Source organism: Flavobacterium sp. GW823-FHT04A11, assembly GCF_058796535.1.
The window spans coordinates 3,900,924-3,918,263 of record NZ_CM179503.1; the positions used below are offsets into that span (position 1 = coordinate 3,900,924).

Sequence of the window (17,340 nt, forward strand, 5' to 3'; positions counted from 1 at the left end):
ATGAATTATGAATTATGAGTTATGAATTATGAATTGTGAGTAACGAAAAACGATTAAACAATTAACAATTAAACGATTAAACAAAAAAACGATTAAACAATTAAACAAAAAAAAATATGCCTCCAGCAGCAAGACTTACAGATTTTCATGAATGTCCGATGGTTACACCGGGTGTTCCACCAATTCCGCATGTCGGCGGACCAATAGTGGGGACAGGTGAACCAATGGTTTTAATAGCAGGATTACCGGCAGCCAGAGTTGGCGATCTGCTGGTTTGTGTAGGCCCGCCGGATTCGATAATAAAAGGATCGTCGACGGTTATGATAGGCGGAATTCCCGCCGCAAGAATGGGAGATCAAACCGCTCACGGAGGCTCAATTGTCCTGGGAGCATTTAATGTTATGATAGGTGGATAAAAAAGCACATAATACCGAAAACGCCTTTTTAGGTTCAGGATGGTCATTTCCGGTGTCTTTTTCTGCGGGAAATTCACAGCTGAATATGTCGGCAAATGAAAGCAATATAAACGAATCCATTCATATAATTCTCAATACCCGCAAAGGCGAACGTACTCTCGAAGCCAATTTTGGCTCTGGTTTACAGCAGTTTATGTTCAAAAAAATTGATAATACCCTGAAAGGAGAAATTATAGAAACCATAAAGTTCTCGCTATTGCGCTATGAACCAAGAATATTGGTACAGGATGTAAAAGTAATTGCAACCGATACAATAAACGGCGTAATCGAAATAATGATAAGTTATATCTATTCGCAAACCAACACAAGACACAATTATGTATATCCTTTCCACTTAAAAGAAGGAACCAATTTAGCCAGAAAATAATGATTGCAATTGATCAAAATAGTGCCATAAACTCACTTAACGAGTCGCTCGTTCCTTCTGCTCATTTAATTGACGGAAGAAAAGAACTGGACTGGCTGTACTTTTTGACGGAGTTTAGCAAACTGATCAATTTTTATAATGACACCAATACTATTGAAGGAAACTGGAATCCGTTTTTATTGAAGGATCCTGTGTTTTTAATGGCTTCGATATCCAAAACAAACTATAAAAGCCTTTACGTTTCTTATAAAACCAGCTGTACTGAAATCCAGAAACTTTCACAGGAAAAAAACACGGAAAACCTAAGCGCAAACGCCTTAGACAAATTATTTGACCACCTTACTTCTATCTATAAAATTATAGAACGCTGGACACATTATATGCAGATTAACAACGAAATATATGACCTTAAAAATTATATTATTCATGAAGTAAAATCAAAATTAAGCATAGATTTTTGGGCTATTCAGGCTTTCCGACAATATTTATACAATCTCTCTGCAAAAGGATTATTTATCGTGGGGATTTCTTATCAGGAATTTGCTTCTTTTGATACCAATCTTTGGAGCATCAACAAAGACAAAAGACCTTTTTGGCAAATTTTTGGTTTTGAAACCGAACAGAATCTTTTCACTTCAATAGCCAATACACCTTTTGCCTGTCTGGATATTTTGACTAAAATTGGTGACAAATTATTTAATTTCCTGGAAATAGTAATTCATCACGCGGCAAATGAGTTTAAAAAACTAAGTCATAAAAAAAGTAAATTTCCCGATACCACGCTTTTGCGGTCTTTTGTTAATGTACTAAAAGCGCAGCAAAATCAGTTAAACGGAATTTCGCAAAAACATCTTGATTTTTATTATACCGAAATACTAAAACAAACGCCATTACCTGCTTTTGCAGATACTGTTTTTTTGTGCTCGACGCTGGCAAAAAATGATAGTACCTTTCGTTTGCCCCAAGGCACTTTATTTAATGCCGGAGTCGACGCACAAAAAAATCCAATTTTGTTTGCGTCTCAACAAAATGTAAATTTAAATCCCGCTGTAATTACAAGTGTTCAGACTCTTTCGTATCAAAATAAATACAATACGCCGTCATTTAGCCTGCAAACTATTGCAAAACCAACCAGTATTCAAAAAGATCAAAATAATCTGGTAACGAGCTGGTCTACTTTTGGAGAAACAAATCCTGTTGTAAATCTTGAGACAAATCCTGAAACTAGCGTTACACAAATCGGAATCTCATTTGCTTCGCCAATTTTGCTGTTGCGCGAAGGAGAACGCACTATTACGTTAAATTTTGAATTTAATACAACTGTAGATATCAGTCTTTTACAAAGTGCCACCTATTATTTGAGTACACAAAAAAGCTGGCTGCAACTGGAAACAAGCCAATTAACTTTTGCAGTAAACAATTCTCCAAATACAACTGCGACAATAACAATCAATTTTACTGCTGCCGTAATTGCGATTGAACCGTTTTTGATTAATCCGGATGGTTTAGAATGCAATATGCCAATGTTTAAAATGCTGTTTCAGTCCGTTGCAAATCCGGTAAATCCACCCAAAATAACTTCCATTTCGATTCAGGTAAATGTATCTGAAGTAAAAACTTTTCAGCTTTATAATGATTTTGGAGAACTGAATACAAAGAATCCCTTTCCTCCTTTTGGACCAATTCCGTTAGTGAATTCCAATTTTATAATTGGCAATAATGAAATATTCAGCAAACCGCTCGACAGCTTTTCCATACAAATTGACTGGGACAAAAGACCTTCGGATTTTGAAACCTATTATGACGCGTACAATGCGTATTTAAAAAAATTAGATCCGCAGACAGATACTAAACAACGAAGAAGTCTTGCGAGGCTTCTGGAAAGTATAACTCATAAAAAAAAGGATTTGCCGGATGCGAAAGTACCGTTTAGCAATGCCAGTTTTACGGTTAATTTTAATTTACTTCAGAATAAAAGCTGGCAGGATTTGAAAATGTGTAAAACGGATATTACCGATACAGACATTGTTTTTGTTCCAAAAGAAGACAATTGCAATCCGATATTTTTATTCGATCCTGAAAAAGGAGATCCGAAAGTGCCTTTTACGACGACAAGTTCCAGCGCTTATATCTCCATTTCAAATCTTAAAACTTCAGATGTAAGTGTTGCGAATAATGCTATAATTCAGCCTGATCCAACAATTCAGAATCAGCCTTTAAAATTTACGGATACGAGTTCGTCAGGTTTTATAAAAATGAGTTTATCAGGTCCAGAATATGGTTTTGGATCAGAACTATATCCCAATATTGTAGCCGCAATTGCTTTGCAGAACGGAAATTTGATTACAGCTAAAAAAGGCAAAATAGTAGACAAATTTATCACTGCTGCAAATGTGCCGTTTGTACCTAAAATCAAAACTTTTACGGCAGAATATGATGCAAGCGTCACCTACAAATTAGACAACACTGCGACAGATTATCCGTTTCAATATTTTATTTATTCGCCTTTTATTAATTATAAAATATTTGACAGCAACGAACTGAATGACACAACATTAAATACAGCCATTACGGGAGTTTCTGATGAAAATGCGAGCGGAGGTTTTCTGCTTTATCCGTCATTTAATTATTCCGGGGCTTTATTTATTGAACTTGATTCTTTGATTTGCAACAGCACTTTAAACCTGTTTTTTCAGCTTGTGCGAAATTCAACAGCCGTAACAGCCGAAGACAGCATTACTTATTTGTATCTGAGTAATTCCGGCTGGAAAAAAATCGAACCTTTATCTGATGGAACAAATGAGTTTAAATGTTCCGGAATTATAGAATTACCCATTCCGGCAGATTGCAATAACAATAAAAAATTCATGCCCGGAACAAACAACTGGATTTCTATTGCGGTTTCCGGAGATCTTGAATCGTACTCTAAAACCACTTTTTTACAGACTAACGGATTTACGGCACAACGAAGCGGAACTTCCTTTTTATCAAGTACCGAAAGTCCGCAGATACAGCCCGGAGCTATTACAAAACCACAAAATGCGATTCCGCAGATAGCCACAATTTTACAGCCGTTTCCTTCTTTTGGAGGCAAAGCTGCAGAAAATGAAACCAACAGAAACCAACGTGTAAGCAATACGATAAAAACAAAAAACAGATCTGTGACGCCGGAGGATTTTTATAAACTGATTATTGAAAATTTTAATGAAATCTATTTTGTAAAAGTCGTAAACAAAAAATATCAAAACAGCTGCAATGTGTATCTGACCAAAAAAGTGAGCTCAGAAACCGAAACAGATGCTTTTAATCCTCTGGTTACCAATTGTCTTGAAAGTGAAATAGCGCTTTTTTTACAGCAAAATACATCTCCGTTTTCCAATATAACTGTTTCAAATTTTAATTTGGAATATGTGGTGGTTACAGCTCAGATAGAAATTGAAAGCGGTTATCAGGAAGAATTGATCAGAAAGAATGTCAATCAGGCTTTAAAAATTCATTTATCGCCGTGGATTTCGAGTTTATCGCCTCAGATAGAAATAGATAAACCATTGTCTGATGCTAAAATCAGCACTTTTATACAAACAATTGAAGGTGTCAGCGCCGTAAATAATGTCTTGTTATCCACTTATTTTTTTAATTCGGAAACCAGATTACAAACCGCCTGCAAAACCAATAAAACGACGCTTAAAGCTTATGGCCTAACAACACTTTTGGTAACAGCGCCCAATCATAATATCATTTTTTAGAGTTTAAAATGGAGACAATCAATCAAATAACAAAAAAGCAACTTCCTTTACATCAGGATTTTACTTCCCTAAAATCGGAAGCGATTGATTATATCCAAAAACATATCGGAACGGAATGGACCAACTTTAACCCAAGCGATCCCGGAATGACAATTCTGGATCAGTTTTGTTATGCGCTGACAGAATTAGGTTATTGTACCGATTTTAGTATTCCGGATATTTTAACGAATCTTAATGGTGAAATTGAAATTGAAAATCAGTTTTATTTGCCCAATGAAATCCTGACAACTTCGCCTTATACGATTGATGATTATAAAAAATATTTAATCGACGGAATCGAAAATATTGACAATGTCGTTATTGTGGCGCAAGGATCGAACGTTTTTCCTTTTAACAAAGTGTATCAGGTTTATTTGTACATAAATCCCAATGTTTCAGATACAATTGATCGCATCAATATTTGTAAATCTGCGTTTTATTATTTGAATAAAAGCAGAAATATTGGCGAAACTTTTAATCTTCCAATTGCACTTTCGACAATAAACTGCACGATTAGCTGTAAAATTGAAATTGAAAAAGAAACCGACCAACACGCCGTTTTATTAGCGCTGCAAGATAGTATCCGAGCCTTTATTTTTCCGAAAGTTACGCAACAGGGTTTCGAAAACTTACAGCAATCCGGATATCTGGCTTCTGAAATTTTTGATGGTCCCGCTTTGAAAAATGGCTGGATTTTAACCGAAGATTTAATTGATAAAAATGATGCGGTACAAACAATCGATTTGATTCCGGTAATTGAATCTGTGAATAATGTAGTTTCTGTAACAAGTTTACAGCTTTTTCAGGAACAAAAAAATGTTACTGTTCTTAAAGCCGCGCTGGATCAGATTTTGTTTATCGACATTCTGACTTCATATAAAAATAAAACCTTAACCCTGACATGCAGTGGAAAAGATGTTCCTTTTGACGCTTTTGGACCTTTAAGTATCAGCATTGATAATTTTGAAGAAACAACTGCGGTGTTGAATAAAAAGGATAGTTTAAAACTTCCTAAAAGTAAATTCAGGGATATTAATACTTATTATTCTATTCAAAATACGTTTCCACAGCAATACGGAATTGGTTATGATACTTTAGAAGATCATTCGAAACCTGTACAAGTGGCACAATCCCGACAATTAAAAGGATATTTGACTTTATTTGATCAGATATTGGCCAATCAGTTTTCTCAGTTAGCGAATATTTCAAAGATATTTTCTTTTAAAAATGCGCTTTGCGGCGCTCCTTCTGATGAGGAAACTTTTTTTGCCTTAAAAGATAAATACGAACAGACGCATCTGGAATATCCTGTTCCGTACAAAATGTTTGCGCCAAGTTATTTTTACCAGTCCTTATATACGGTACCTCATATTCAGCCTTTATTAAAAAACAGCACAACTTTCGATTATACGTATGGCAACGAATCTGCGGTAGAATTAAAAGAAAAAAGCTGGTTACAATATCAGCAGGATCCGTACAATCCGTACATATTTGGTTTGATGAAACTGATGGAAGAAGAATCGACAAACCTAAAACGAAGAAATAAAATACTCGATCATTTGCTTGCCAGACACGGCGAATCGCCAAACGTAATTGATGCAATTATTGACGACACGGTTTATACCGGCGACAAGAGAAAAGATCCCATTATTTTGAAGAGTTTGTACCTGCAAAATCTCGGTTTATTATCGTACAACAGACAAAAAGCTTATAATTATTTAAGTGCTTCAAAAATGATTGAAGACAATAATGGAAATTCGGATTTACCGGAAATAAAAGAAAAACATTATCTGGAAATTAATGAAAATACGACCGATTTTATATTCAAATCTGAAAAAATAAACAAGAAAGAAAAATTAAGAAAAAAGGATTTTAATGACTTTTCCGGCTTTGAACTCAAACTTAATTTATTGTTTGGATTGCGAAATTTATACACCAATTTTATTAGTTTACTGTTAGATTCCATTAAAAATAATCCTGAAGATCCTTCCAATTCAGAAACGTATAAGACGATTCAGAAAGCGTTGTGGTTTAAGGAAAAAAGAAGTGGTTTTGTTTTTCTGGAAACGGTTTTATTGCTGAATCAATTAAAATTTGAATTCGAAATCATAAAAGAAAATCAGGTAAATTATTCTTCTTATTCCATTCAAAATATAAGTTTTCAGGCTGTTTCCAATATAAATTACACCTTAAATACGGTTGACGAAACCATATTAGACGCACAATTACAACAGGGATTTTTGCAGGTTTCTGATATAAAATATGTTTTTAAAACAGATAATGTTTCCTTAGAAAATCCAAATGATTATAGCAAAACTGGCGGTTCTAATTATTCGTTTAAGATTACAATTGTCTCAGAAAACCAGCAGTTAAGCATTAACGATCCGGTTTTTAAAAAGAGTGTTTTGCTGTTGTTTCCGGACTTTATTCCTGTTTTTACAACGCCTGAATTTAAAAAACGATTGAAGCAATTTCTTAAAATCAGTCTTCCGGCAAATGTGAGTTACGAATGTCTGTTTTTAAGCAGTGAAGAACTGGATACTTTGATTCCGGATTTTATGCAATGGCATGAAAGCCTGCGCTATAAAGATGATGTAGCAAAACAATTACCAACAATAAATAACGCAAGTGATATAGGAATTAAAAACACCGCATTTTTAAGTCCGGGGCAGTCTGCGATGAAGCTGATCGGAAGTTTAACCACAATTTTAGCCACAAAAAATGGAAGAAATAAATAGCCATATTGTATCGAGCCTAAAGTGGAATACTACTTTCGACCAGAAAAACGAGGCATATAAACTTCAGGAGCGTTTGAGTTCCTGGAGCAAAATTTCATTGCCCCGAGAAGTTGCTTCAATATTTAATGAGCTTTGTCCGCCGGAGCAAAGCTGGAGAATTCAGTCTTTAGAATTAGATCTTGGTTTATGTGATTATGATGATCTTGAATTTGATCTGAGTACCAAAATTCGACAGTTATTGCGGGAAAAAATTGCCGAACTGATTCTGTACCAAAACACTCAAAAACAAAATCTGATTACGGTTTACAACAAAGAAAAATCAATTCTGGAAAACCTTACCGTTTTTTTGCTTGAAGGTTATTTTCCGTGGAATTATCAAAATAAACAAGGATCTATAAATCAGATTATGTCTCAATTACTGCAAAATAATTTATCTGAAATAATTGCGATTGTCAAAAAAGAAGGAATCGCTCACGCCGAAGTCCGCAAAAGAATTTCGTGGCAGTTTGACGAAAAAAACATTACTAAAATAATTGCCGCTCTTGAACCGAATAACAGCGCTTCGATAATTGAATTTAGTTCGGTTATGACGAATCTTCAGGTGAAGGAAACCATCATTCAGACCAGCGCATCGGGTTTCAAAAAAAATCTCTGGTTTTTTATTCTGAACTTTTTGCTGTTAGAACGGGGAACGCTTTTTAATAAACTGGCTTTCATGAAAAGTAGTATTCTGCAAATGGCAAATCATTATAACATTGCCTATTTTGATTTGATTTTGCTAATCGAAAATACGATTGTAAAACTGTCTGATAAAACAGCGCAGAATAACAATTTCATCGACTCTCTAAAAGTGCTGACACAGGAATATGAATCTCAGAAGAAGCAAAATTTTCAAACAGAAACAAAACCGGATTACTGGAATGTTTTTGAAAAATTGTTGCTAAACCGGGCAGAACGAAAATCTCAAATGGGCAAAAACAATCTGAATGAATTGATTATTGCGCTCAATAATGAAAACAAAAACAAGTTTAATCGAATTGTAAACAGCATTTTAAACGATGAAGCTTCTTGTGTTTCCTTAATTCAGGATTTAGAAGAATCGGCTATAAAAATACTTTTTTCAAGGCTGGACAAAACGACGTCTTCGCTGAATATGGAGACGATAACGTACCTGAATAAATTGAGCGCTTCTTTTAAACTGAGAACAAATGAAAAAACTTTGTGGGAGATTGGAATTACTTTTCTTATTAGAAATAAAAATGCGGACAATCGTGCTCTGCTCCTGTTTTGCATCAAAGAATTAAGTAAAAAGAACAATCTGAATCCGGAATATTTGCTGGAATTGTTTACAAGTGCCAAAGTTCCGGCATCGATAAAAAACAATAATTCTATTGTGATTCATAACAATTTAAGTTTGGTTTATCGAAATGAAATAAACCAAAACAGTTCAAATTATCCTGCGATTCATTTTAAAAACCTGGTGGCAAAACTGGAAACTGAATTGCAGAAAAATACCGCTAAAAGTGTGCTTTTTGCAGACTTACAAAGATCGCTTATCAAAAATATTTACCTGCATCCCAAAATGGCTTTTGAAGTGATGCTTTCGTACGGAAATAAAGAGTTTTTGAAGAAAATGATTCCGCTTGTTTTGAATCGGGAATTATTGCAATTGCTGATAAAAACAACGAATTACAAGAAAACAAAACTGGTTGAAACTATTCAGATTGTTTATGAAATTCTGAACGCGAAGGAAAAATTTGATTTGCCGGAAGAACTGCTTACGGATGATTTGTTATTGTTTGGAATTGAGGAAATTCTCCTGCATCCAAAACACAATTCGTCGCTGTTTCTTGAAACGGTTATTATTCGTTTATCGAGAAAAGTTACGAATACCAAACGAAGCGATTATTTTCAATTTATCACAAAATTATTGCAATCGAAAAAGATTAAATCTTTTGGAGTTTCGGTGAAAAAGAATTTCTTGGTTCAGCTCAAAAACAATCAGTCAATTGCGATTGTCGAACTCGCTTTATTGATAGAAAGTTCCTCACAACAAGCTCAGTCTGAATTATCGCATTTATTGGTCCATAATTTTAATGATTCGGAATTTACTGCGCTCAGAAAAGAAGACAAAAAACAGAGTGAAATTATTCTGCATTATTTTTTAAAGAACGGAATTACGATCAAAAACAATTGGATCAAAAAACAAATAGCCGTTATAGAAAAACAATTTCAATCTATTTCAAAAACCAAAATATCGGCAGAATTAAATGTGGTTTTCTGGAAAACTATTTTAAGCTACAATGCTTATAAAGGAAACGAAATACTTTTTGAGAAACTTCTTGAAAAAGCGTTTTCCGGTTATTTAAAAATGAATTACAGCATTCAGAATCAAAACAGTATAAACGAAAAATCTTTTAATGCAATGGAATTTAATTCAGAAATAAAAAAGGATTCCCAAGAAACTGAAGCGATAAGCAATTATGAAATTGAGGAGGAAATAAATTCGGAAATAAGTGTAGAAACGAGTCAGATTGATCTTCTTTTTTCAGGACAAAAACTATCTGAAAAAGAAAAATATGAATGGTGTATGCGCATTATTTGCGAAAAACAAATTCCGACTGGTTTTGCTGTTTCAGGAACTTTTGAAATTGATATTCTGGTGAATGAAATCATCATCAAATATCCGGAAATGTTCTTTAAAATAATCAGGAAAGAATTTATTTCGGAAGCACAAACAGACTGGTTAAGCCGAAATATAAAATTCAATATTTTATGTGCGGGAATTGGTCATTTGGATAAAAACAGGGAATCTTATTTAAAGATTTTGGAGCGGTTTAATCATACGCTGGGATTTATTTCCATTCGCGGAATTGCACCCAAAGAAATGCAGAGTTTATTGTTGCGAAAAGTACTTAATGCTGCCATCAACGATAATTGGCGTTTTATTGCGATCGACAAAATCTGGAATGAACTGATTTGGGAAGTGGTCACAAAAAAAGGCGTTCACAAAAAGAATTTCATTGCTGATATTTCAAAATATATCTATCAGCTTCCGCCTTCCTTACAGCTTAGTTTTAAGGAAATAATCAATAGCGAAAAACAAAATATTCAAAAAACAGTTCAAACGGAAATGATTTCTAAAATTGAATTGATTAAAACAAATTCAATTTCTAAAAAGCCTCTTAAAGAAGGTATTGCAGTACGAAATGCCGGAATTGTGATTTTAAATAATTATGTCGTAATGCTTTTTGAACGCTTAAAACTAGTTGAAGACAACAAATTTACAAGCATTGAAAACCAGATAAGTGCCGTGCAGTATTTGCAATATGTCGTAACGGGATTAACCCAGACAGAAGAACATTATTTGCCTTTGAATAAAGTTTTATGCGGTTTATCGATGATGCATACAATTCCTGACGAAATTGAAATTCCGAATGAAAACAAAGACTTGATAAACGGTTTAATACAGGCGGCAATTTCTTTCTGGACAGATATTGGCGATTGTTCAGTAGATGGATTCCGTGGTAATTGGCTTGTCCGGGACGGATTACTAATCGAACTGGAGGATCGCTGGGAGCTAACGGTTGATAAAAGAGCGTATGATGTTTTGATTAACAGATCTCCTTTTGCTTTTTCGATAATTAAATACCCGTGGATGGAAAAACCGCTGCATGTAAACTGGCCTTATTAAAGTTTTTAAATATCAAAATTCAATTACAATGGCAATGGCAAATATCAATGGCAATATGAATTACAAAAAAAATATGCGTTAGATCTGGCGAAATCATGTGTAGTCCCTACGGGACAATGTTTTGCACGCAATTATTTTTTACCAATATATAATCTCTACGAGATATAATTTTATGGATTTAGGATTCAAATATTGGTAGAAAAAAGGTTTGTGATAACAAATAATTAAGGTATAATCCTTTGCAATTAAAGTAATTATTAGTAAAAAGAATAATCCTTTAGGATTTAAATATTGGTAGAAAAAAAGTATTCGCCAAATAAAAATATCCCGTAGGGATTACACATTTTTCAGAACCAACGAATGTACTGAGTAACCTAAAAAAAACAAACGTAACGAATTAATAATAAAACGAATAACAAACACAATTTCCTTAAAATAAAAAATTAATCAATAAAAAGAAACCATTATGAACAGCTACAGTGAAAATTTACATTCCAGTGTATTGGCTTCATTAGAAAGCCAGGAAATGAATAAGAAAAAATTGGATTCCCAATTAAATTCTTCCATGTTTACACTTTATTATGCCGAAGGCGCAGAGATTATCGCCAACGACAAACTTGCTTCTGCAACAAAAAAATACAACAAATCGCAGAAGGTTAAGGAACAAGCCGTTAAAACTAAAAACATTTCGACCAATATTGTCATGTCGGCTATACAGCAAAACAGTTATACCTCACAATCGGTATCAAATCTTGCTGTAAGCGCGTCGAATATTCAAATTGCTACAAACGCAATCGTAAGATTGGCAAGTGATATGGGAAGTATTTTTAGTATTATTAATGCGGCAGATTACGGAACCCAGATTTATCAGCAAAGTATTGAGGCTTATAATTTGATGAACAGAACGGCTTATCTTGCCGAAGTAGCTTCGCAACATGCGATGGAAGCTTCTGCTAATATCGCCGAAGTGGCATCGTCTACGGTTGAAGACAAAGCAAAAGCTACGGATACTTCAATTGATAATCTGCTAAAAATTACCAGCACCGATTTTACCAATATGTCTGCTGTTGTGGCTACAGAAAATGATGCAAAAGCGGCTGCGAGCGTGACTACAAAAGCGGCGCAAGGTGTAATTGAATCGAACAAAGTGGAACTTGAAGCGGCGAAAGTGGCTTATAATCTGAATAATAAAAGGCTTAATTATAATTTGAGAGTTCGCGTTCCTAAAAATGACACGAGTTCTTTTGATGTTGCTTTTGATTATTACAAAGCTCCGTTTGGCACAGATGAAAAAGGAACAAATACGCCGGAACTTGGGTTACAGAATCCGGTAAAAAGCTACAATCTTTTTCTGGTAAAGGATAGTAAAAAATCTATCTTTTCGACTTCTGCTGCCGAGGATTTAATGGGCAATGTGCTTCAGCATGTGCAAATTATTCCGCCGGCAAACAGTTCTTCACAACCTGATTTGTCTGCAAGTAATACGCTGGTTTCTAATTACAATACGTATTTTGAAGCGTTGAGCAGTGAAAAACTATCAAAGGAAAAACTGGCTCAGGCAAAAGAAAATTTGCGTCAGGCAAATGTTGCGCTTACATCTGCAACAAAAGAAAAAAATGATGCAGATGAGAATATTATCAGCCTTAAAAATAACATTACAAAATTAACGAAAGAACTTTCCGCAGCGAAAGAAAAAGCAAGTGAAGCGAATGAAGCTGCCAAAAAAGAACCTAAAAATCAGGAACTGGCAAAAGCAGCAGCTCAGGCCGTAAAACTGCAAAATACGACAGAACAGGAATTAGAAAGTGCCAAACTTAATGAGGCAAAAGCAACTGATGCTGCAAAAGTTGCTACAGACAGTTTAAAAATTGCTAATGCAAATGTTACAACTGCAAAAACAGAGGTTACAAATGCAGAAAATAAATTGGCAACTGATACCAAAGCTGTTCAGGACGTTACGGAAGCCGCAGATAAACTAAAAAGAGAAGGTTTTGCCACTATCGGACTTTTAGATTTAATGGATTCTGATAACGAGATGATTGTTTTGGGAGAAAAATATGTAGTATTTCTTTTTACGGTTTTTACAGATGAATATAAAAAAGGAATCAATACGTATGATGATTATTTGTCTGCTCCGTCAGAAACTTTTAGCCTGCAAAAAACATTAAAAGCAATTACGGATATTACGGTTCAGGAAGATCCAGAAAGACGCGATCATGTTAATCCTGATTTACCAACTTTAAAACCGTATGCGATTACTTTTCCGGTGGATAAAGATGATGCTGTTGTGACAGAATACAGATGTATGTTTCTTTCTCACAACGAAAATACGTTTACCAACAATCAGCTTGAAGATCTTGAAGAAAGCATAGAAATTTCGGTGGTTCAAAAAGAACAGCAGACTTTGAAAAATGAAGTGAATCAATATAACAGTGAATTAGCTTCTATAAATCAGAAAATTGCCGGATTGAGAAAAGCTTTCAATGATGAAATTGGCAAACTTGATCCTGTAAAAGACAAAGATAAAATCGATGCCGAAACTTCAAGATTCAAAAATATTGAAAACAATTACAACGCCGTAATTACCGAAACTACTTTGCGCCTGAATATTGTGCAAAACAAACTGAATCAATTGGATATGGCTTTGGAAAGCATATTGGCGAAAAAATTGCCTGAAATCAAAAACAAACATGCTTTTTTCTTCAACTTAAAACTAGCCGAAAATATTCCGTCAGGAAATTATACGGTTGCTGTTCCTACACGAGATTCATCGGTTTACGAGGTAAAAATTGATCCTACAACTACTGATAATTTTGGTAATGCATTAATTGATTCTAAACCTTATATCCCGGTTATTCTGTCTATTTATAAAGGAACTGAAACAAATAAAAAACAGTATATCAGTAATTTATCAGATTGGGAAAACGAGGAAAATTTCACTTTTTCAATAATTAACAACAAATAATGCTAACCAGCTAAATCGCAAAATATGGAAACTACATTATTAAATTCAAGTCCAAAGAGATACGGAATTACAGAAAAGAAAAAATCAGATATCGATTTGTTAACTTCTTTGGTTGCAGACGCGCAGGCCGTTGTTCAGCAGCAAACGACAGTTGTTTCATCGCTGAGTCAAAAATCATTAAAATATCAGGGGTATTTACTGGATGCCGAAAATGGCAAAACGCAATCGTTAAGCAACAAACAGCTGATCGATCAGGTTGTTCAGAATGCATTGGATTTAAGTTCAAATTCTGAGATTGCTTTTTCGAAAATGACTCTGGCAAATGAAAATACCGAAGAAGTTGCCAAAGAAGTAACCGTTTTGATTAACAAGCTAATTTATTCGGTAGAAATAATCAATAAATTGTCGAATCTTGTTATCCGCACAAAATCATTAAATCCGCTGATTTCAGATGATTTGATTACGAAAATAAATGCGGCAGGAACGGATGCCAACAATGCAATTGCACTTACTTTAATTGCTTTAAAATCAATTTTTGCCTCGCAATCTTTGTGTCTGGAATCTGAGGCTGCAACTGCTTTAGAACAAAAACAAGCATTGAATCTTTATTTGACTTTGACGGGCAAAAAAAATCCGAAAGAATCTTTGGTTTTAGAAGACAATCATTCGGCGCAAGCCCTGATTTACAAAGCAGAAATTGAAGCAAAGGCGGCTTATCAGGAAGCAAATAAAGCAAATGATGAAACAACAAGACAATTAAATCTGGCGACAGTTAATTTAAACAAAGCGCAGATTGAACTTAAATCACTGCAAGCTGCTTTAGCCGCTGCAAATGCCGCTGCACTGGCTTCTTAATCTGTATTAGATTATTAATTAATGGAATAAAAATATCAAGTTCATCCTGCAAGGTTTTTCAATCTTGCAGGTTGAACATATTCTACTGAATCTAAAATCTAATATCAGAAATCTAAAATTTAAACTATCCACTAATTTTAAGTTTATGAATCGTAGTTATAAAAATTTTTACAGGCAATTTTACTTAAAAACAGGAGGTTTTATTCCCACGAAACCATTAAATCAATCTTTGTTTCCGGGTGATTATTTCCAGATAAAAAATGGAGAAATTGTGGTTTTGGGCAACTTATTCCGAAATGGAATTGTTAGCGAACACGATGTTGATGTGAGTGACGTTTTACCACAAAATGCTCCCAACTGGAGTTTTAGCGACGGAATTTCAAAACCATATTCCGGTAGAGGACACGGACATGGCGCAATTGATGGCGAATTTGAATTCAGCAAACAAATACTGGCTTTTGCTCATAAAGGCAGTTTTATTTTTAAAGCAGAAGATCCTGAAACGGTGAAAATTAAAAACTGGAATGAAATTCAGCAGCAGCTAATTATTAAACTGACACAAACTTTATTCACTTTCAGAGAACTTTATGTGGTAACAGAAAGTGCAACGGCGGCAAATACAACATTAGCGATTTCAGGTGAAGCAAATGCGGAACTCGAATTGGTAAGTGATGCAGAGAATTTTGGATTGGTTGATATTTTTGGACATGAAAATACGAAAACCATTCAGTCTAAAGACATTGATTATTATCATCGGGAAACCAAACGAAAACCATCTTTTTTTAAAGCTAAAAAATTGGCTGTTCAGGACGAAAAACTGTCTTATTTTATCAGTGATTTTATTAGTAAAAACAATGATTCTAGCGAATGGGCGGATCGTTTTTTCGGTTCGAATTTTCATTCAGAAACAAATCATAATTCACAAATGATCTTTCAGAATGCGCAGGGACATTTTCTGGATATGTTACAATCCGGTGAGTTAAACCCGAATACGGCTTTGCTTTACTTTAAATGGGCAGACGCTAATTTGGATGATATTGAAAAACTGTTTGCAGATTATGGAAACTAACCCAAACATAACGGCTTTATGTCAGGAAATGGACTGGCTGCAAAAGGTAATCGATCAGGTTATTTGCAGTTATCTGCTTCAGGACGGACATGAAAATCGATGGCAGGATATTCCGTTACCGGAAAATGATACTGACTCTGATACTGATTCAGGCTTTGATTTTGGAGAAAGTGCCTATCATCAAAAACTGAAGGAATGGGATTTAAATCTCTACGAAAGGCTTTGTCTCGCACTGATAATGGCGCCACAGATTAAACCTGAAGTTCTGGATATTTTTTTTAGTAAAAATGCGATGTATGATCGTGGTTTTACGGAATTTGGAGGTGTTGTAAATAAAATTCACAGTGGTTTTTTGCCAACCGGTCAAACGTTTTCTTTTTTAATCACGGCGGTAAATCCGGAATTAAGGCTGGAAATGCTGGATGTTTTGCATCCTTCAAATGTTTTAGCAAAAGAACAGGTTTTGCTTTTGGAAGCGACAGAATCTAATATGCCGGTTTTAAATCATACAATTTCGATTAACGAAAGATGGCTGCAATATTTTCTAACCGGAACTTTGCCGCGCTTGGAACATAGTGTTTCGTTTCCGGCGCAGCAAATCTCTACTAATATGAATTGGTCAGATCTGGTTTTGGAAGAAAATGTCATGGGTCAGGTTATGGAAATTGATGCGTGGCTAAAATACGGATCAACTTTGATGAATGAATGGGGATTAGAAAATAAAATAAAACCGGGATACCGAACGCTTTTTTATGGTCCGCCGGGAACAGGAAAAACGCTCACGGCAACTTTATTGGGAAAAAGTACGGACAGAGAAGTTTATCGGGTTGATCTTTCGATGATTGTGTCTAAATATATTGGGGAAACAGAAAAAAATCTTTCCAAAATATTTGACGTTGCACAGCACAAAGACTGGATTTTATTTTTTGATGAAGCCGATGCGCTTTTCGGAAAAAGAACAAATGCGTCCTCATCAAACGACAGGCATGCAAACCAACAAACAGGATATTTATTGCAAAGAATTGAAGATTTTCCGGGTGTTGTGATATTGGCTTCGAACTTGAAAGAAAATATGGATGAGGCTTTTTCAAGACGATTTCAGTCGATGATTCATTTTACGATGCCAAGTCCTGAGGAACGTTTTATGTTATGGGAAAATGCTTTTTCGGGAAAATGTACGCTTGATCCGGATATTGATTTAGAAGAAATTGCAGAACAATATGAACTTGCCGGCGGAGCGATTATAAACGTTTTGCGCTATTGTGCGTTGATTGCTATTCAGAAAAATGAAACGGTTGTGGGTTATCAGGATTTACTTGAAGGAATTCGACGTGAGTTTAAAAAAGAAAACAGAACGTTGGCTGTGACACAAATGAATTGATCAAAATCAG

Annotated in this window: 9 protein-coding genes; all 9 read left to right on the plus strand. The window is 34.8% G+C overall.

What is annotated here, in order from left to right; translation table 11 throughout:
* The first annotated feature begins 116 nt into the window (after positions 1–116).
* The 9 genes from AC3QL1_RS17045 (at position 117) to AC3QL1_RS17085 (ending at position 17,330) form a co-directional block, all read left to right on the plus strand.
* The gene (locus AC3QL1_RS17045; protein ID WP_492493247.1) at positions 117–416 is read left to right on the plus strand and encodes a PAAR domain-containing protein; all 300 of its coding nucleotides are present in this window, start codon (positions 117–119) and stop codon (positions 414–416) included.
* Positions 409–843 carry a GPW/gp25 family protein gene (locus tag AC3QL1_RS17050; protein ID WP_492493248.1) on the plus strand — a complete coding sequence of 145 codons (435 nt, stop codon included), beginning with the start codon at positions 409–411 and terminating at the stop codon, positions 841–843. The genes AC3QL1_RS17045 and AC3QL1_RS17050 overlap by 8 nt, the downstream gene beginning before the upstream one ends.
* Complete coding sequence (locus tag AC3QL1_RS17055) at positions 843–4,589, plus strand: baseplate J/gp47 family protein (RefSeq protein WP_492493250.1); 3,747 nt, start codon at positions 843–845, stop codon at positions 4,587–4,589. The genes AC3QL1_RS17050 and AC3QL1_RS17055 overlap by 1 nt, the downstream gene beginning before the upstream one ends.
* 8 nt (positions 4,590–4,597) lie before the next feature.
* Complete coding sequence (locus tag AC3QL1_RS17060; protein ID WP_492493252.1) at positions 4,598–7,366, plus strand: baseplate wedge protein; 2,769 nt, start codon at positions 4,598–4,600, stop codon at positions 7,364–7,366.
* Complete coding sequence (locus tag AC3QL1_RS17065; protein WP_492493254.1) at positions 7,350–11,060, plus strand: contractile injection system tape measure protein; 3,711 nt, start codon at positions 7,350–7,352, stop codon at positions 11,058–11,060. Before AC3QL1_RS17060 ends, AC3QL1_RS17065 begins: the two co-directional genes overlap by 17 nt.
* 466 nt (positions 11,061–11,526) lie before the next feature.
* Positions 11,527–14,025 carry a hypothetical protein gene (locus AC3QL1_RS17070; protein ID WP_492493256.1) on the plus strand — a complete coding sequence of 833 codons (2,499 nt, stop codon included), beginning with the start codon at positions 11,527–11,529 and terminating at the stop codon, positions 14,023–14,025.
* 24 nt (positions 14,026–14,049) lie between these two features.
* Entirely contained in the window at positions 14,050–14,880 is an 831-nt protein-coding gene (locus AC3QL1_RS17075) for a hypothetical protein (RefSeq protein ID WP_492493258.1), read from the plus strand.
* Positions 14,881–15,025: 145 nt separating this feature from the next.
* Positions 15,026–15,949, plus strand: coding sequence for a hypothetical protein (locus AC3QL1_RS17080; protein WP_492493259.1), 924 nt, complete (start codon positions 15,026–15,028; stop codon positions 15,947–15,949).
* Entirely contained in the window at positions 15,939–17,330 is a 1,392-nt protein-coding gene (locus AC3QL1_RS17085) for an ATP-binding protein (protein ID WP_492493261.1), read from the plus strand. The genes AC3QL1_RS17080 and AC3QL1_RS17085 overlap by 11 nt, the downstream gene beginning before the upstream one ends.
* Positions 17,331–17,340: the final 10 nt, after the last annotated feature.

Coding starts and splice junctions, on each gene's coding strand:
- AC3QL1_RS17085 (WP_492493261.1), top strand. CDS start 15,939: ATGGAAACTAACCCAAACATAACGGCTTTATGTCAGGAAATGGACTGG.
- AC3QL1_RS17060 (WP_492493252.1), top strand. CDS start 4,598: ATGGAGACAATCAATCAAATAACAAAAAAGCAACTTCCTTTACATCAG.
- AC3QL1_RS17080 (WP_492493259.1), top strand. CDS start 15,026: ATGAATCGTAGTTATAAAAATTTTTACAGGCAATTTTACTTAAAAACA.
- AC3QL1_RS17075 (WP_492493258.1), top strand. CDS start 14,050: ATGGAAACTACATTATTAAATTCAAGTCCAAAGAGATACGGAATTACA.
- AC3QL1_RS17045 (WP_492493247.1), top strand. CDS start 117: ATGCCTCCAGCAGCAAGACTTACAGATTTTCATGAATGTCCGATGGTT.
- AC3QL1_RS17065 (WP_492493254.1), top strand. CDS start 7,350: ATGGAAGAAATAAATAGCCATATTGTATCGAGCCTAAAGTGGAATACT.
- AC3QL1_RS17070 (WP_492493256.1), top strand. CDS start 11,527: ATGAACAGCTACAGTGAAAATTTACATTCCAGTGTATTGGCTTCATTA.
- AC3QL1_RS17055 (WP_492493250.1), top strand. CDS start 843: ATGATTGCAATTGATCAAAATAGTGCCATAAACTCACTTAACGAGTCG.